The organism is Acidovorax delafieldii 2AN, assembly GCF_000175235.1.
GTDB lineage: Bacteria > Pseudomonadota > Gammaproteobacteria > Burkholderiales > Burkholderiaceae_C > Acidovorax > Acidovorax delafieldii_B.
On sequence record NZ_ACQT01000003.1, the window covers coordinates 46,481 to 63,986 of the forward strand.

General features: G+C 63.4%; 15 protein-coding genes. 10 read left to right on the plus strand and 5 right to left on the minus strand.

From position 1 onward, the window contains the following. From ACDELDRAFT_RS01335 to ACDELDRAFT_RS01355, 5 genes are all read left to right on the plus strand, one after another. Window positions 1–741 carry a PRTRC system protein B gene (locus tag ACDELDRAFT_RS01335; protein ID WP_005792929.1) on the plus strand — a complete coding sequence of 247 codons (741 nt, stop codon included), beginning with the start codon at window positions 1–3 and terminating at the stop codon, window positions 739–741. Continuing rightward, the gene (locus ACDELDRAFT_RS01340) at window positions 741–1,466 is read left to right on the plus strand and encodes a PRTRC system protein A (protein ID WP_005792930.1); all 726 of its coding nucleotides are present in this window, start codon (window positions 741–743) and stop codon (window positions 1,464–1,466) included. The genes ACDELDRAFT_RS01335 and ACDELDRAFT_RS01340 overlap by 1 nt, the downstream gene beginning before the upstream one ends. Before the next feature lie 53 nt (window positions 1,467–1,519). Next, complete coding sequence (locus tag ACDELDRAFT_RS01345) at window positions 1,520–2,359, plus strand: PRTRC system ThiF family protein (RefSeq protein ID WP_005792931.1); 840 nt, start codon at window positions 1,520–1,522, stop codon at window positions 2,357–2,359. 5 nt (window positions 2,360–2,364) lie between these two features. Next, window positions 2,365–2,583, plus strand: coding sequence for a hypothetical protein (locus ACDELDRAFT_RS01350; protein ID WP_005792932.1), 219 nt, complete (start codon window positions 2,365–2,367; stop codon window positions 2,581–2,583). A 97-nt stretch (window positions 2,584–2,680) separates the two neighbouring features. After that, entirely contained in the window at window positions 2,681–3,037 is a 357-nt protein-coding gene (locus tag ACDELDRAFT_RS01355) for an H-NS histone family protein (RefSeq protein WP_005792934.1), read from the plus strand. A 4-nt stretch (window positions 3,038–3,041) separates the two neighbouring features. Here the strand turns inward: ACDELDRAFT_RS01355 and ACDELDRAFT_RS01360 are convergent, their stop codons facing one another. Continuing rightward, window positions 3,042–4,199, minus strand: coding sequence for a phage integrase N-terminal domain-containing protein (locus ACDELDRAFT_RS01360; RefSeq protein ID WP_005792935.1), 1,158 nt, complete (start codon window positions 4,197–4,199; stop codon window positions 3,042–3,044). Window positions 4,200–5,395: 1,196 nt separating this feature from the next. Between ACDELDRAFT_RS01360 and ACDELDRAFT_RS01365 the strand changes: the two genes are divergently transcribed. The 5 genes from ACDELDRAFT_RS01365 (at window position 5,396) to ACDELDRAFT_RS01385 (ending at window position 9,178) form a co-directional block, all read left to right on the plus strand. Further along, window positions 5,396–6,427: a PRTRC system protein D gene (locus ACDELDRAFT_RS01365; protein ID WP_005792936.1), complete on the plus strand. Its 1,032-nt coding sequence runs from the start codon at window positions 5,396–5,398 to the stop codon at window positions 6,425–6,427. Continuing rightward, complete coding sequence (locus tag ACDELDRAFT_RS01370) at window positions 6,424–6,699, plus strand: hypothetical protein (RefSeq protein WP_005792937.1); 276 nt, start codon at window positions 6,424–6,426, stop codon at window positions 6,697–6,699. The genes ACDELDRAFT_RS01365 and ACDELDRAFT_RS01370 overlap by 4 nt, the downstream gene beginning before the upstream one ends. 7 nt (window positions 6,700–6,706) lie before the next feature. Further along, complete coding sequence (locus tag ACDELDRAFT_RS01375; protein WP_005792938.1) at window positions 6,707–7,153, plus strand: CFI-box-CTERM domain-containing protein; 447 nt, start codon at window positions 6,707–6,709, stop codon at window positions 7,151–7,153. After that, a complete protein-coding gene (locus ACDELDRAFT_RS01380) occupies window positions 7,150–7,686 on the plus strand; it encodes a PD-(D/E)XK nuclease family protein (RefSeq protein WP_005792939.1) in 537 nt (178 codons plus the stop codon). Before ACDELDRAFT_RS01375 ends, ACDELDRAFT_RS01380 begins: the two co-directional genes overlap by 4 nt. Window positions 7,687–7,888: 202 nt before the next feature. Further along, window positions 7,889–9,178: a tyrosine-type recombinase/integrase gene (locus ACDELDRAFT_RS01385; RefSeq protein ID WP_040327691.1), complete on the plus strand. Its 1,290-nt coding sequence runs from the start codon at window positions 7,889–7,891 to the stop codon at window positions 9,176–9,178. Between the two features lie 67 nt (window positions 9,179–9,245). Here the strand turns inward: ACDELDRAFT_RS01385 and ACDELDRAFT_RS01390 are convergent, their stop codons facing one another. From ACDELDRAFT_RS01390 to ACDELDRAFT_RS01405, 4 genes are all read right to left on the minus strand, one after another. After that, the gene (locus ACDELDRAFT_RS01390) at window positions 9,246–12,533 is read right to left on the minus strand and encodes a DEAD/DEAH box helicase (RefSeq protein ID WP_005792941.1); all 3,288 of its coding nucleotides are present in this window, start codon (window positions 12,531–12,533) and stop codon (window positions 9,246–9,248) included. A gap of 74 nt (window positions 12,534–12,607) precedes the next feature. Then, window positions 12,608–13,264 (minus strand): hypothetical protein, encoded by a 657-nt coding sequence (locus tag ACDELDRAFT_RS01395; RefSeq protein WP_005792942.1) that lies wholly within the window; start codon window positions 13,262–13,264, stop codon window positions 12,608–12,610. A 23-nt stretch (window positions 13,265–13,287) separates the two neighbouring features. Beyond that, the gene (locus ACDELDRAFT_RS01400; RefSeq protein WP_005792943.1) at window positions 13,288–15,351 is read right to left on the minus strand and encodes a UvrD-helicase domain-containing protein; all 2,064 of its coding nucleotides are present in this window, start codon (window positions 15,349–15,351) and stop codon (window positions 13,288–13,290) included. Next, a complete protein-coding gene (locus tag ACDELDRAFT_RS01405; RefSeq protein WP_005792944.1) occupies window positions 15,348–17,372 on the minus strand; it encodes an ATP-dependent nuclease in 2,025 nt (674 codons plus the stop codon). Before ACDELDRAFT_RS01405 ends, ACDELDRAFT_RS01400 begins: the two co-directional genes overlap by 4 nt. Window positions 17,373–17,506 lie beyond the last annotated feature (134 nt).

Sequence of the window (17,506 nt, forward strand, 5' to 3'; positions counted from 1 at the left end):
ATGAACGAAGCGGAGTTTTCCATCCAGACGCCCACGGACAACGTGCTGGAACTGGATCAGGCAGTGCTGCTGTACCACGGGCGCTCGGGCAGCGCGCTGGCCACGGTGCATGAGGTCATCACCGTGGACGGCGCCCCAGTGATTGGCGCGGGCCGGGCCATGACCGCCCAGGCGGCGCGGGAACTGGCCGGGCCCTTGCTCCAGCGCGCGGCCCACGGCGGTTTCCTTCCCGAGACGGTGCTGTACCTCCAGGGTGATCTGCTGGTGTGGTGGGTGCCACCGGCACGCAGGCATCTGACTTTTCGGGTCGGCAATGAGCAGGCCGAGGCATTTGGCGGGCGCGAGCGCGGCGAGACGGTGCCGCAGCCGGGGCTGGTCTTCGCCGCAGCGAGCAACACATGGCGAGTGTGGGCCGTCAAGGGCCAGAGCCGCCCGACGCCGCAGACGCCGCTGTTCCAGGCCCCGTACTTCAACGTCGACGGCCAGGGCTGCATCTGCCAGGGCAATGTGCCGGTGCCCAACGGCACGACCGTGGAGAAGATCAGCGCCTGGAACGACGCCTTTCTGCGCTCCTACTTCACGCACCCCAACGTGGCGGGCAAGCTGCTGCGCTACCGGGGCGGGGCCTACGCTTTCTGGTGCGACATGCTCGACGGGCGCTTCACACGCTTCCCCGAGCGGGTGCTGGTCGATGCCAAGACGACGCTGGGCCAACTGCTGGGCGAGCCGGGAGCCAAATGATGGGTACGATGGACTCGAGGGACCAAGCCCTGCTCGCCGCTTGTCCAGTGATCGCCGCGCCGCGCTTCGGCGCGCTGCCGGACATGGGCAACGGCCAGCGCGTCATCGTCGCCCGCAACGGCTGGTTCGTGCAGACCCGGCTCGACTGGCTCGATTGCATCGTGGCCCTGGGCCACGGCCAGCCGCTGATGCATCTACCTTATGGCGAAGTCGCGGAGCACCTGCGGTTCAGCTTCGGCGTGCTGCCCATTCGCCTGATTGAGGCGTTCGTGGCGGCGGGCCGGGAGCGTTTGCCCAATGAAGCCGCCGGGGTGCTGATCTATTCGCGCCGCACCGGGCAGTTGCGGCTGGCGATGTGCGAGCCCGAGCAGACCTCGCCCGTCCACATCCGCTACCGGCGTCCTGCGATGGCCAAGGGCGAGACGGTAGCGGTTGACTTGCACACGCATGGCCGGGCACCAGCCTTCTGGTCGAGCGAGGACGACCGGGATGACCAGGGCATCAAGGTGGCGGGGGTGTTCGGCCTGCTCGACCGGCCACGGCCCTCGGCATGTTTCCGGCTGGTGATCAATGGCCTGTACCAGCCGCTCGACAGGCATCCATGGCAACAACTCCACGGAAGGGCGCAAGGCGAGTGGCCGGAGCAGGGCGCTCCAGCACAGCGCGGCGAAGGCTGGATGCGTCGCGTGCTGTGGCGCTGGCGGGATCGCTATCTGCCGGGTTGAAGTCCGACCCGCCCGCGAGAGACTGAGTGCAGGACATTTGATTGGAGGCACTGGTGGAACACCTGATTCATCCGAAGCTGCTGGAGCGCCGCGTGGCGGTGCATCTGATAGGCGTGGGCGGCAACGGCGCGCAGATGGCCGCTTGCCTCGCCCGCCTGGACATTGCGATGCGCGCCCTTGGCCATCCGCTGGGCCTGCACGTCACGGCATTCGACGCGGACCGCGTCAGCGAGGCCAACGTGGGGCGGCAGCTCTATAGCGCAGCCGACATCGGCAGGCACAAGGCGCTGGTGACCATCCACCGCCTGAACCAGTTCTATGGGCTGGATTGGGAAGCCTATCCCATGCGCTACGAGGAATTCGTCTTCGGTCACCGCTACGCAGCCAGCGCCGACCTGCTGGTCAGTTGCGTGGACAGTCGCTCGGCAAGGCAGACGTTGCACCGCCTCGCATGGCGGGACGTGAACCGCTACGACTACTGGCTCGACCTGGGTAATACCGAGTCCACCGCGCAGGTGGTGCTGGGCGAACCTGGGGGCGGGATGGGGGCAGGACGAGGCATGCAAGGCCCAAGATTGCCGTGCGTGACCGAACTATTCCCCGAACTGCTGGATGTGGCCGCGCCAGAGGACAACCAGCCCTCCTGTTCGGTACGCATGTCGCTGGCCTCCCAGGGGCTGTTCGTCAACGACGTGGCGGTGCGCTACGCCGCTCAATTGCTCTACGAACTGTTCTCCAAAGGGCGGCTGTCCGCGCACGGCGTCGTCGTCAATCTGGATTCCAAGCGCAGTGGCCCGATCGAGGTCGATCCACGCACTTGGGCGCGGTTTGGCTTCCGCCACGAGGATGTCGAGCGTCAGCAGTCGGAATTGGAGACCATTGCCGAGGAGTGAGCCCAATGAGCATGAAGCAATGGAATGTGCGCGTGATGCGCAGTGGGAGTGCCACGCACATCGGGCAGGTGGCCGAGATCAATGAGACGCTGGCGCGATGTGCCGCGCTGTCCAGGTATGGAGTGTCCGAGGACGAAGCAGAAGAGTTTGCGCAGGGCTGCGTTGGCCCATGCAGGGCTGCGATCTACCCGGATGAGGAGTTCGACGTGTCGCCTGCGAAGTGATACAGAGGGCCTGCTATAGACTCGGACTTGTGGTCTGGGTGTGTGACTCGCCCCGCATGATCACGCATCCCAACGCATCTCAATGACAAAGGCTGCCATGGCTCGCAAATCTTCCCAACGCACGGCCCAGGAAATCGACGCAGAGATCGCCAGATTGCAGAACGAGCGGGAGCAGCTCCGCGAGGCCGAAAAAGCTGGCGTGGTCGCCCGCATGAAGGAAGCCGTTGCCTACTATGGCATCACCGCTGCCGACCTGGGGCTGGGAGTCACCACGCGCAAGGCGGGGGCCAAGAAGGCGTCTGAGGCCAAGGCTCCAAAGGCTGGGCGCGTCGCGGGTCGTATCAAGTACAAGGACGACGCGGGCCACGCATGGTCAGGTTATGGCCCCAAGCCCAAGTGGTTTACCGAGGCGCTGGCCAGCGGCAAGACCGAGGCCGATCTGCGCGCTGCCTGATGCGTCAGGCCGGTGGTTTCGCCTCTGGCCTGTCGGCGGACTGCCTGCTGCCTGCGTTGTGCTTCGGAAATCCCGAGCCGATGTAAGCCCCAGCCGCTCTCATCCTTGCGTGCCCGGCTCGCTCTGAGACCGCGAGACGCGCCGCACGATCCACGTCGGCGACCACCGAGCCGCCGCCACGCACGGGCGATGGAACGCCAGCGACACCTTCGTACAGATCGTTCAGGTTCCCGTGCCGCAACCCGTGACCCGTCACGCCGGTCTGCCGCTTCGTGATGCCGAACTTCTCCAGCGCATAGTCCAGCCGTCGCAGGTTGCGCTTGAGGGTCAGCGCTGGATCGCCCATGTGGGCATCGCGGCCCCTGATCAGTGAGCGCGCCAGCGCCACCGCCGCACGCTGCCTGTCCGTCTCCAGCGGCACCCAGCGCACGCGCCCGCCCTTGCCCTTGACCCACACATACTCATCCGCCTTGCGGCTTTCGAGGGGCAGGCCGGTCTGCTCGAACGGGACGACGTGCTCGTAGGGCCGGAACATCACCGACTCCTTGCGCCGCAGCGCCAGCGCGTCCATCAACCGCATTGAAGCCGCGATCCGTGCGTCGAACTGCGCCACCTGGGCAAGCACCGTTTCCACATCGACGCCATGCGCGCTCCAGCTCTTGTCGCGCTGCGCGGATTCGTGGCGCTCGTATTCCTTCAGGCTCAGGCCGTAGCGTGCCGGCGGCCGCACAAAGCCCGGTTTGCCCAGCCAGGACGCGAGTCCGCGTAGGAAGCTCAGGTAGGTCTGCACCGTCGCAGGTGTCAGCCTCTCGCGCTGCCAGACCTGCACCATCGCGTGCAGATGCTTCTGCCCGAGGTTGCGTGGGTCGGGCATGGTGTGAAAGCCTGCCTTGCGTTGGAGGTCGACGAAGAAGCGCCGCAGGAAGCGGGCGCGTTCGGCGCGGGTCTTGTGCGAGACGGTCTTCTCGCGCGCCGTGTGCCGGGTGTTGAACAGATCGATCAGGGTGTCCAACACGCGCAGCGGATCAGCACGGCCGGGCTGTAGGCGGGCCAGGATTTCCTCGGGTGTCTTGCGCGCCCAGGCTTGGGGGCGCGGTCGATCCATGCCAGGGATGCGCCCTGGGCTGACGGGATCGGTCGGTCGGGGTGAAGGTGTTGTCATCGTGCTCTCCAAACAAAGGGGACGGCGCGCCGCCCGAACGGCATGCCAGCAGGAATCCGGAAGGCCAACCCCAACGACGGATTCCGTCATCCGCTGGAGTGGGTGGTCAGGCATTCGCGACAGCGCGCGACCACGGCACGCGCTGCCGACCCAGGGGTTGTACCAACCCCATGCGTATGCAGGGGCCAGCTCGGTCGGTCTTAAAAATGAAAACGTGTGATCCGGCTCCGTCCGTGCATTTCTGCAACCACGGAGGTTCGTGACGCGCCACCGCCTCAAGGGCGGGCAGCCGCGTCGGCAGCGAGATCGGGTCTCGCGCCTGCTGGTGGATCAATCCTGGAGTTAGCAGCGCCATCCGCGCGCATGGGTCCACCCCTGACCGAAAGTCCAGGGCGGTGTCGGGCGTTTGAGCGGAGACCAGCGGGGAGCCCATGAGGGCAAGCACAACCGCTAGCGGCGTGAAACACGCGTGCTCGGGTGATGGCGGGATCGGGAGCCGGCATCCGGTGCCGGCTCGGGAGATTGACGGCCTTGACGTGCTTCATGGAGCGCTCAGCAGCGGGGCTGGCAATGGTCGAAGGCACATGCACTACGAAGGAAAACCTCGGGGCGGTCGCCTCGGGGGCGACGGCCACCCCGGCTCGGGGCCGGGGCTTGAAGGGCAGGTAACGACTGCGACGCCTTTTGCTCCGCGAAGGAGCGGGCCAAGGATGGCCCTCGGGAGCCTGTAGTGGATGACGAAAGAGGCTTGCAGGTCAACGCCGGCATGGCCATGCGACGGCATGGACACCGCCTTGCCGGTGGCGCTTGCGGGCACGCGACGAGGTGATAGGGGCGATTTAGTGTCCCGCGCCGCCGCAGAGCGAGGCTGCATGCGGCCTTGACAGGCAAAAGCTCTGCCTCTGGTCCCAAGCGGTGTGCTCAAGCGCTTGCGCAGCTCCCGTGAACCGTGTGCGTGGTCGACGTGCAGCGGGGTTGACGAGTGCCAGAGCAGTGAGACCGTGGTGACACACAAGCAGTTCGTCGCGGGGTGGACGCACGGCCGGTGTCACTGGGCTGACGTCCGAATCTCCTTGGAGTGGCAGCCAGTGACGCCCGATCCCGAAAGCCGGGTCATTTTGTGCAGATTGCGCGTGGCGTGGTCGCATCGCCTTGGTGATGCTGACCGTTATGTTTTCTCACTTTGGAGCACTCTCATGGAATTGATCGTCAGAGCGGTGGATGTCGGCTCCGGCAACACCAAACTCGTCACCGGCGTCGCGGGCGCCGATATCCGCTGCGCCAGCTTCCCGTCGGTCGCCTACCCGTCCAGCGGCGAGACGCCGCAGTGGCCGGCCAGCGAACGGCGCAAGACCTTCTGCATCCCGGTTGGCCCGCTGTTCTACGAGGTCGGGCCAGACGTCGGTCTGGCCGCCGACACCTTCCGCGCCAAGCAGCTGCACGATGAATACACGGAGTCGCCGGAGTACATGGCCTTGCTGCGCGGCGCGCTCAGCATGATGAAGGTACCCCACATCGACCTCTTGATCGTCGGCCTGCCGGTGGCGCTGTTCACCTTGAAGAAGGCGGCGCTCGAGAAAGCCATGGTCGGCAGCCACCAGGTCGGCGGTGGCAAGACCGTGACGGTCGCCAAGGCGATGGCCGTGGCCCAGCCGCAGGGGGCGCTGGTCCACTACGCGGCTGAGCACCAGAAGATTGAGAGCATCGGCACCGAGCAGAGCCTGGTCATCGATCCGGGCTCGCGCACCTTCGACTGGCTGGTCACGCGCGGCATGCGCCTGGTGCAGAAGCAGTCGCACTCGATCAACCGCGGCATGTCCGACGTGTTGCGCCTGCTGGCGGCCGAGGTCTCGAAGGACCTCGGCACGCCGTACCGAGACTATGACGCGATCGACCTGGCGCTGCGCACCGGCAAGGCGCCGGTGATCTTCCAAAAGCCCTACGACATGAAGAGGCACCTGCCACTGGCCGAGAGCGTAGCCCAACAGGCCGTTTCCACCATGCGGCAGTGGATCGAGACACCCGAAAGCCTGCAGAACATCATCCTGGTGGGCGGCGGGGCCTTCCTGTTCAAGAAGGCCGTGAAGGCGGCGTTTCCGAAGCATCGGATCCACGAGGTCAAGGAGCCGATGTTCGCCAACGTGCGGGGGTTCCAGCTTGCGGGGCAGAACTACGCCGCCAGCACCATGGCGCCGGGCCGTGATCGCGGGGCAGGGGAGGCCGCATGAACGCGCATCCCCAGAGCGAGCCCAAGCCGGTGCGGCTGGTGTTCGAGCTCGCGCGGGCCGACAACCCGCGGCTGTACGACGAACTGGTGCGGTTTCCGCAAGGCGCCAAGCGCGTGAACCGGCTGCGTGTGCTGGCCTATGACGGATTGCTGGTGCAGTACGGGGTGTTTGCCGTGGAGGGCGCTCGCCTGGTGCCGCCCCCCATAGGCGGCGACCCGTCAGCGCGCGCGGCCATGACCAACGACGTCTTCGCGCCGAGTCTGGCCGAGTGAGGTGCGTATGTCCAAGCTAAGAAAGGGACTGGGGGACGAGGTGAGTGCGACGGAACTCGCGGAGATGGGCTTCTGCGAGAAGAGGGTGCAGCTTGCCTATATATATGGAGAACAGGTCACGCCCGAGCAGCGCCAAGCCATGGCCCGAGGGCAGGAGGCTCATCAGCGGTACTTGGAGGAGGGACTGGCCGCGACATCGGATCGCCGGTGCTTCGTGGCCACCTTCGTCTTCGGCCCGGAGGCGTGGGAGACGCAGGTGCTTCGCGCATACCGAGATACGGTGCTCCTACATCGGCGTTGGGGGAGGGCCCTGGTGGCAGCGTACTACCGGGTTGCCCCGACGGGCTGTCGCGTCATGGAGCGATCGCCCGCGACGGTGGTCGGGGTGTGCCGCCTGCTGCGCATTGTGGTTGCCCGGTGTGAGAAGGTACTGGGCAACAGGAGCTTGCCGTGAACTGGTCGGCCGCCTATGTTCTCGCTGGCTTGGTGCTAGCGCCTTGGCTGGTGCGGTTGTGGATCCGTCGGCGCCCATCCGGCGAGCGAGCGTCCCGGCCGCGGGAGCTGGCCAATGCCGAGCTGGTCTACATGGAGACGCTCTTCCGCATCCGAGAGCCCATTCGGCTTGTTGCGAAGGTGGACCGGGTGTACCGGCTCCCAGGAGGATCGCTGGTGCTCGTGGAGCTCAAGACGCGGTGGCGTGACCGCGCCTATCCCAGCGATGTCATTCAGCTATCGGCACAGAAGCTCGCGATCGAGCGCCAGACGGGCCAGACGGTCGAGCCCTATGCCCTTGTTTCGGTGCTCCGGCCCGACGGACGGCTTCGATCACACCGTGTCCGCCTACTCGGCCTGGACGAAGTGCTAAACCTCAAACGACGCCACAAAGCTATCCTAGACGGGCATCTTCGTCCGTCCTATGCGTTGTCCGAGGCTTCATGCCGGCAGTGCGCCTTGCGTCATAGATGCGACCGCCCTGCACCGCACTGAACTCGGCGCGAGCGGCGTCGCCGCGCCAATCCGCTTTCCTGGATAGCCCGTCCAAGCCCCGTCAACCCGGCGCGATGGCAGCACCCGGTTGCGACCGGGGGCCTCCCCGTTCCTCCACTTTCGCTCCAACTCAGACTGCAGTGACGTGGATTGCCTTCGAGCCGTTGATTCTGGTTAGTGCGGGATCAACGGGATGGCCTACATGCTTACAGACTTCAGTCTTCGGAACCTCAAGCCTCGCGCGACCCTTTACAAAGTCGCTGATCGTGATGGGATGTACGTGGCCATCTCACCGACAGGGTCCATCTCCTTTCGATATGACTACAGCATCAATGGCCGGCGCGAAACACTGACCATTGGCCGCTATGGTTTCGGTGGCATCTCGCTCGCTGCTGCGCGGGACAAGCTATCGGCCGCCAAGAGGTTGGTGCGCGAAGGAATTTCCCCGGCCATTCAGAAGCAGCGCGAAAAAGCCCGTGGGCCTGAGATCAAGACCTTCGGTGATCATGCTGTCCACTGGCTTCATGGAGCTACCATGGCTTCTTCCACTCGGGCGATGCGCAAGAGTGTGCTGGATCGCGACATCCTGCCGATCTTTAAAAAGCGCCTCCTGAGCGAGGTTCAATCGGAGGACCTCCGTGCTCTATGCCTGCGTGTGAAGGGGCGAGGAGCTCCTACGGTGGCGGTCCACATTCGCGACATCATCAAACAGATCTATGACTACGCGAACCTTCATGGAGAAAAGGTGAGCAATCCGGCCGATGACGTCAGTGCAGCATCCATTGCCACATTCGTGCCGAAAGACCGAGCGCTATCTCCTGAGGAAATCCAGTTGATGTGTCGGCAGCTGGATCTTGCTCCGACTCATCCCGCGATCCGGCTCGCGTTGCGCTTGATTCTGCTGACCCTGGTGCGCAAGAGCGAACTGATCGAGGCGACCTGGGACGAAGTCGATTTCGAGGCAGCGGTATGGACCATTCCGAAGAGCCGCATGAAAGGGAGGAGGGCGCACAACGTGTACCTGTCCTCCCAGGCGCTCGACATCATGATCGCACTGCGCACATGCGCCGCCGGATCAAGGTATGTCTTGCCATCACGCTACGGCGCGGATCGATGCATGTCAAAGGGCACGCTGAATCGCGTCACACAGCTCATCACTGAACGGGCGAGAGTCGAAGGGCTACCGTTGGAACCATTCACCGTCCATGATCTGAGGCGAACGGGCTCCACGTTGCTCAACGAAGCCGGTTTCAACGGCGACTGGATCGAGAAGTGCCTCGCGCACGAAAGCGGACGCTCGTCGCGGTCGGTGTACAACAAGGCGGAGTATGCCGAACCGCGCAGACACATGCTTCAGGAGTGGGCGAACATGGTCAATGCATGGGCAGCCGGCGAATCGTACACGCCTGCTCTATCCCCGGTGGTTATAGCTATCCGGGCTGCTCGCGGGCCACGTGACGAGGTGGCGGTTGAGGAGAACTCTCCAGCATAACCATAGGATCTGCCGGGGGTGCTGAGTTCGACTTCCGCCAAGACCGGCGTGTTGAGGCCGAACTTCGTTAAGAGCTGCACATGACGATGAAGGGAATCTCGTACGTGTCGGAGAGAAATCGTTCCGTGACCGCCAAGAGCATCAATTGCCCGTGCGAGGCTTGCGCTTTCGACAGACCAGGTTGCACAACGTAGACCTTGAGCTTCACATCCGACCGCCTGCTCATCTCCCGGATCTGCAAGAGCAACTCCTCGGATCCCCGCTCGAAACGTGTCGGAGCACCACGCTGCACGCGTTGGTCATTTCGACTGAGCAGGTGAGTAAACAGATCGGTCCGTCGCCCATGATTGGCAAGCCACGAGGTGCTGCGCTGGGCTTGCCCGCACACGACGTAGAGGTCCTCCAACCGTCTGCCTGGTTCACCACCGGCGTACTTCAGGTGGTAGAGCTCGACCTCAATGCGCGGTACTGTCGGCGTGCTCCGATCGACCGTGATGGCGACAACGTCGGCCGCCTCGTTCGATCCGTCATCGTCGAAGATCACGTCGTACGCAGGGTTGCGTTGCAAGCGTTCGATGATGTTGTGCTGGATGGTGCCAGCACGCCGCGCTTCGCCCTGTGACTCGGCACGGATGTCGACGTCGGACCAATCCAGGGCCTGGAGGCGGTCGGCGTCATACGGTTGCAGGTCATCCGTCGGGAGGCGAGTGAACTCGCAGCCTTCAAGCGATGACCCATCGGCGAACCAAATGATCGGTGGATTGTTGGTGAAGAACTCGGCGAGAGCCTCGTCCTTGGTGCCCAAGCTGAGGTTGAGGACGACGCCTCGGACATGCACAAACCGGAAGTCGAAACTGTCGTCGGTCGGCAAGAGCTCGAGACGCAGGACACTCTCCCATCTGTCCGAGAACACGCGAATCAGCAGCGGATCAGCGGGTTCGCGCGCCAACATCTCGATGTCGACATTCGTCGAGGGCTCCTCAGTGATCCCGGGTCCCGAGAAGCGGCAACCCGTCTCGGGACGCTCGAGCACCTCCTTGGACCAATCGATCGCGACAGCGGTTATGGCCGGCACCCTGCCCACGGGTTCCGGCTTCAGCGTCCCCGCTAGCACGGTGTTGGGATCGATGGTCTCATCGGCGATCTTCGCGCCAACGGCACGCGCCCACGCCGCAAAGGTGTCGACGCGTAGCCGCAGGTTGGACCACACGCGACCGCGCTTGGCTGCGCCGACGGACACCATCGCGCCGTGTTCGAAACCGCCGCCCGCCAATACGGCGCGCTTGGCACCCCGCCGCGCCGCTTGACCGATTCGCGATTCAACGTCGGACCCCATCCGTCCGGTGTACTGGACCTGGCGGCCCAGATGCTCGTTCAACCCGACGTTGTTCAGGATCAGGCGCTTGACCCCGTGAAAGCAGCGAAACACCTCTGGCGCGACGATCAGCTGCACGTCCTGGCCGCACAGCGCTTTCGCGATCTCCTTGTACTCGCCGTTCAGCCCTGAACCGTGCAGGTAGAGAAGCGCGCGTTCGCGATCCCAGACGGCGATGAATAGCTCCCAGACGGTTTCGCGAATGGATTCGACGTCACTCCAGCGCACACCCTGGTCCGTCGCGGTCAGGACCACGAGCGTGTTCTGAACTTCATTGAGCGTGTGGAAGACCTTGTCGCGAGACGTCAAACCGCGCATGCCCCGCTTGAAAAGCTTCGGTGTCCAGTTCGCGCAGTTCGTTTTGTAGACCACCATACTGGCTGCGGGTCGAAGGTCGTTCAGCGGTACCTCGTCCAGGAACACGCCGAAGCCTCGGAAGAACTCCTGCGAGGTCTGCTCGGCTTCAATTGCGGCCGCGCTTAGCTCGGGCAGCAAGACATTCCAGTCCGGGTCCTGGCTGTACAACTTGCGCAGCTCGTCGCGAACGTCAACGAGCGCGATGTTCGCGATGAAGACTGGGTCGCCCAGGTCGAGGCGTGCGCGCGTGAAGCGTCCGGCCAATTGCAGCGTGACAGCAAGGCTCTTTCGAATGTCGTGGAAGGCCGCGATCTTCAGCTCCGGGAGGTCGAAGCCCTCGCCGAGCATGTCCACGCAGACCACCACCCGTGCCGCCCCGTCGAACAGCTGTCGCTTCGCGGCCTGTTGTTCCTGTGGCGACATGCCCGAGTGAATCGCCACCGCCCGATGACGAGCGAACGATTGGTACAGAGCAAGGATCGCCGATGCGCGGTGTGTGTCGCCGACCCGAGCCATCACGATGTGCTTGCCAGTGGTGTCGGCGTCCAGTTCGTCCAGGGCGGCCATTGCGATCTTGCGGTCCCCGTTTGTGGCGTTGAACTCTCGCACCGCGTGAAAGCGGATAGGTCTGAAATACCCTTCCTGCTGCGCCTTGCGGAGTGGGTAGACGTAGACGAGCTTGCCGTCCATTGCTTGGCCGTCCTCACGAAATGGCGTCGCCGTGAACTGCAGGACCAGCTTGTCGCCGAAGCGCTCGCGGAATGTTTTCCACGTCGGCGCTTCCGCATGGTGGGCTTCGTCGATGAAAAGATGCGTGCACAGCGCGGCCATGCGGTCCTGGACGTCGGCCTCGCACAACCCCACCAGATGGCTGGTCGTTACCACCACGTTGCAGCTGCGGAAGATGCTGTCCACCTCCTCGATGGTCTTCGGCTTGGAGGTGAGCGTGCCCACGACCGGACGCAGCGCCTGCTCGGCCAGCACGGCGTTGCCGGGCACTTTCAGTAGGCCAAGCGTCTCGAATTTTTCCGCAATCTGCGAGCGCAAAGCATCGGTTGGGACGACGACCAGGACCCGTTCACAACAGGCTGACGTCAGGATAGCCAGCATCGTTTCCGTCTTACCGGTGCCGGTAGGCATGACCACAGTGGCACTCTCGCTACTCGTCGACCAGTGCGCGTGAATCGCGTGCAACGCGCCTGTCTGCGGCTTGCGCAGACCGACCACCGCGTTGCCCGGATCCTCCTCAGCAAAGTTGAAAGCGCGAGGCCATGATTTGCGGGCGGCGATAGCCACCGTCGCGGCCCGCGGCGGTTCGGCTTCCTTGGCCGGATGCGTCACCCAGGTACCCTCGGTCAGATCGAGTTCGTCCACGTCGACGGACACATCCTTCGCAACCAGCACGGGTGCGTCGCTTGGCAACGGCGTTGTCTTGGGATGCGTCGGGAAAAGATAGAGCAGGTTCTTGCCGGAGGTGTTTTGGAGCACATGGCCGACCGATTTACCCAGCGTGTACTTCACCGCGCGGCAGTCGATCATGGTGGGCGGGGCGGCGATCTGGCGAACCCGGCCTAGACGCGATTTGACATCGACGCCGAGGACAGCCGGCAACTTGACCTGCATGTGTTTCTCCCTCCGATTTCATGGTGTCATCGCGCCAAACCACCCTTACATGCCAATGAGCATGTTGAACAGGATTACTTCTGCCCGTCTGCGACTTTCTGCGTCCTCTCGGCTTTCATGAGCTTTCGAAACTCGACGACGAGTGTTCTCTGCGCCTTGTCGTACTCGCCCTTGGCGTTCTCACGCAACTTGATTCGCTCCGTGTCAAACGAATTGAACAGCGCCGGGTAGTTGGGCTGCTTGCTTTTGTCCCATGCACCGAACGTCGCGTCGTAGAAGTCGATGCTCAGATCCATCGTGAGCTTCCCGTACTTGGCGATCACCTGGTAGCTCTGCTCGTCGAAGAACAGCGCCGAGTCGCGTACCTTGATTGAGAGCTTCTTGCTCTCCCTCACTAAGTTCTGCGACCAATTCACCAACTGCGTGAGTTGTCCCTCGTCGTTCGCACGCTGCGGCAAGTTCGGCTGCGTGATCTCTAGGAAGAGTTCCTGCCACGTGGTGATCAGCGTGTAGATCTCCTGAATCGCCTTCGCGCGCAACTCCTCCAAGCGAGTCAAGCCGATCGTCGTCTCATGCGCGCGGATCGACAGATCAGTCTTCAGAACCTCTGTGCGGTCTGTCAAGGCCGCCTCATACTTCGCGATGACCTTCTTGACCTGAATGTCCATGAAGTATCGAAACAGTGCAGCGACCACCAAACCCGAAACCGCACCTGACGGAAACGCGATCATGAGAACGTCCTCGAGCCCCTTCGTTAGTCCTCCTTGCCACCAGAAATATCTGCGGATTCATCCGCGGCCGCTCGCGGCGCGAGGTGCTGGATCTGCCAACCACGAGCCATCAACTTCTCCGTATTCGTCGCGATATCCTTCTTCGTGCCAAGCGAACTGCTTCGCAAAGCCAGGCACAGCAGGTGAGTAGGTCGGGTCATCGCGACATAAGCCTGCAGTAGCCGTTGCATCGCCTTGTCGCTGGCGCACTTTGCGCCGTTCTGGTGCTGGCCTACGAGCCATGGCATCAGCCCATGCAGGAAGTGCATTTGGTTGAAAGTCTCTAGGACGAGCGTAGCCGAATGGGTCTGGCCCTTTGCCATGTGGATGGAGCTAAGTCGGATATCGACGCTGGTATTTCCGTAGATGTAGCGGTAACTATTCGCTGGCACGGACTGAGCTCGATTCAGATCGGCGGGCAGTGCGGGAGGCTCGGTAGTTGGCCAAGCCATGAAGTCGTTGGCGGTAGGCGCGTTCGCATCACCCCCGGCCAAGGCGGCCCCAAGCATCCGAAGCACGGGGCAGAGTTGTGCCCAAAGCGCCTCGGTAAGTGGCTCCCGCCCGATCACGAATCGGGTGAGCAAGCCGCGATACACGGCCCGTGCTTCATCGGCATTCGCGAGCCGCTTCTCGACCTGCACGTGCTGCCGGCTGCTGGACCTGATCTGCGTCGTTCCTGCCAGCAGGTTGGCGAGGTGAACAATCGCCGAGGCGACACTGTCCACGCATTGGTGGAGAGGGCCGCCACTCGATGCAAGCACCTGTGCCGCGAGGAAGTTCTCAGCGAGGGTGCGCGGCCGATAGGTCGGACGGTCGGCACCTGGCTGATATCCCGCCCAGTAGTGCGCGGCGGTCTTCGGGTATTGCTTGTGGCCGGGTTCCACGTCGGGGAAAGGCTTGTGAACCGCGCCGACCGCAGTGACCGCCGACGAGGCGATCAGGGAAGCAGGCAACGTGGCGAGCACATGATGACCAAAGGCGTCTAGAACGCCGGAAGTATCGTTGTCGGGAAAGACAAAGATGGTGTGGGGCAGACCCTGGCCTGCCACCGCGGTCGGCCGCACACCCTTCAAGCCGCTGGGTTGAACAGGGATGTAGGCGAAGGGGGTGGCAAGCGCCCCGATCGACGCGTCGAAGCGGAAGGAGTCGGCGATGTTGACGCACCGGATGTTGTCGGGAAATGCATCGGCGACCGGCTTAACCCCACCCTCGAAAATGGCCTGGTTCGGATCACCGACGCGCTGGATGCAGACCGCAGGCACGTCACGCGGGAAGAGCCGCCGCAGGAATGCGTTCTGCTGTTCGGAGGTGTCCTGCATCTCATCGACCAGGACGAAGGGGAACCGGTTCTGGAGAATAGAGGGAAGACTGGGCTGCTGCGCCAGCAAGGCTTCACCGAGAAGGAAGATCTCGTCGTAGCAGAAATAGCCCTGTTCTGCCGCATGCTGCAGCGCGGACGCCGCGAGTTGGTACATCTTGGTGTGAGCACCGCTGGGAAAACTAGTGTTCACTAACGGTGTCGCAAAATTGGCGCTGCCGAGGCGCAGGCTGTCGAAGCTGATGAATTTCTTCTCGAGGTAACCGTTCAGGGTGAAATAGTCCCCTGGGCTGAGATGGCGACGGCGCACCCTTGTCGTCAGATCGTTGTCGATCGCGGCGACCCGGTAGCCCGCCGACAGCAACCATGGGGTGGCCAGAAAACGATTCACGAATCCGTGAATGGTGTCGATGAAGTGCGGATAGCCAAGCAGGCGCTGGCCGACATCCGTGTTGCCCAGGCGATGCGCGATCTCCTCGCGCGCCACGTTGGTGTGAGAAAGGACGCAGATTCCGCGGGTAGTGCTTTTCCACTTGCGCGCGAGAATCGCCAGCTTTGCCACGACGAGCGTGGTCTTGCCGCTGCCGGGACAGGCCGAGACGTCCAGCGTGGTCAACGACTTCAGGAACGCGCGCCGCGGCGCATCGAGGGCCTGTAGCTTGAGCACTCTGCGAGCCCACTCGATGTCGTCATCGGTGATGGGGCCGATCAGGTCCGACGGCGCAATCATGCCGTTGGCGCCAGGGGTACTACGGCAGGCGCCAGCGAGGTGGTGGCGAAGGCGACGGCTTCTCTGATATAGGCCGGAAGGCGTGCCGACAGCCAGGCGCCATCGATCTCGCCTGTCCTCGCTTGCTCGCTCAACAGTTCAGCCAGATGCTGCCCCGCAATGGACTTGGAAGCCCGCTTGCTCGAGAACATCTCATAGACATGGGAGCACAACACCTCGCGATCGCCGGCGGCCTGGACCACCAGCGCAGCGTAGTCCAGCTTCGCGGCCGCCTTGACGTCCGCATGCGTCTTCTTGTCGTCGTTCAAGGGGTCGTCGTTGGCCGCGAGGACGGCGGCGATGTAGACCTCTTCGGCGAGACCGGCGAATGCCAGGTCGTACTCCAGCGTCCATTCATCGGCGACGAAGGTCCTGACGTTCTGCCCATCGCCTTCGCTGAGCCGGACCCGCTTAGCCTGGAGTCCGGCTTGCCGATCGGCAGGGGTGGCGCCGAACTCGCGCTTGATCCGCCATTTGCGACGCGGACTGGTCCACTTTGGGTCCGCATCGTCCGTGACCAACTCCAGGATGCGGGGTGCGCAGTCCGGCATCACATCCATGTCGGCCAGGCAGGCCGTCGGAATCGCAAAGACGCCCTTGGCGGGATCCTGGCGTTGAAGGATTCGTGCATAGCGTCGCAAACCTGTGCCACCCACATTCACGATCGACACGCCGTGCTGGGTCAAGTCACGGCCGATCAGCCGAGCGAGCGTAGGCACCAAGAGGGCCTCGCCGTCGCCCTCCACCACGATCAAGCCGCGCGCGAAGAACAAGTTGGCCTTGGTCACGTCGAGGAAGCGCTGTAGGAACCTGTAGTCGCTCTTGCTCAGGTGCGTGTGGCCTTCGGCCATCGAGTAGGCGCCTCGTCGATGTAGCAGCACCAAGTTCTGCAACGGGATCTTCGACGTCAGGTTGGGGCTGTGGCTGGTGACAATGACTTGCACCTGGCGTCGAGTGCCTTCCGCCAAGGGCTCGGCGGCGGCTTCCAGGAACTCCATCAAACGCAACTGCCGCTGCGGATGCAGGTGCGCTTCCGGCTCCTCGATCAGCAGCAGCGGGAGGCCGTCAGGTTCCTTGCCGAGCAACAGCAGCTCGCAGGCCATGAACAGCAGGTTATTGGAACCCAGGCCGTACGTGCCGCGGGACCGACCATCCGGACCCGCGAGCAAGTCCAACTCCAGGCGTTCGAGGATCTGACGTAACCGAGCTGTGTCGGTGCCGCCTTCCGCGAAACTGATGCGCCCGTGCAGCGCCTCGCCGGCAAGGGACAGGTGGGCCAGGTAATCGGTATTGATGGCCTTCTGCGCACCCCCGATGCCTTCATGCTGGTCGACCAAGTGACGCAAGTAGTCGGACAACCCGGACAGACTCAAGTTGGCCGCCTGCGCCGCGTCGGCCGGCGGCGAGGTCGGGTCGAACGGCTGCCCCTTCTTGATCTCCGGGAAGTTGTTCAGGATCTGCGACAGACGGGAGCCGCGTCCCGGCGACATCTCGCGTTCGGCATCGCGCAAGGGGCGCAGGTACGCAGTCGCAAGCAGCTGCCGGACCGTCGCATCGAAGGGAGGGCCCTCGCCTGCAGGGCCGCTGCGCACCGTGATGTCGACCCATCGCCGGCTGCCGGGTGTCTCGCTCAAACGGCGTGCAAACCAGTGCACATAGAGGGCAACCTCCGCACCCTCGTACGTCAGGTATTCGGCGAACGCGCCTTTCTCGCCGTCTGTTAGCCCGGACAACCGGGCCCGGATCGTGATCTCCGTCGCCTGCTGCCCATCGGTTCGGATGTGGAAGTCCTCGGGTTGCACGCGCATGAATTCCATGTCACGGGTCGTCAACGCATGCCGGATCGCATCGATGACGGCCGTCTTGCCTGCATCGTTTTCACCGACGAGTGCTGTGACGCCTTCGCGAAACTCGATTGAGAACAGTGGATCAGCAGCACCGAATTGCCGGAAATTCTTGATCGTGAGCTGTGACAGAAACATGGAATCTCCAGGCGGTCGCTAGGCTGGCAGCAATCTTCGTACACCGTCGCTCGATTTGCTGCTCCCGTTGCAATCCAGTCCGCTGCTGCATATCTCAGACATCAGCACGAGGTTTTCGCCTATCTAGTTGGACT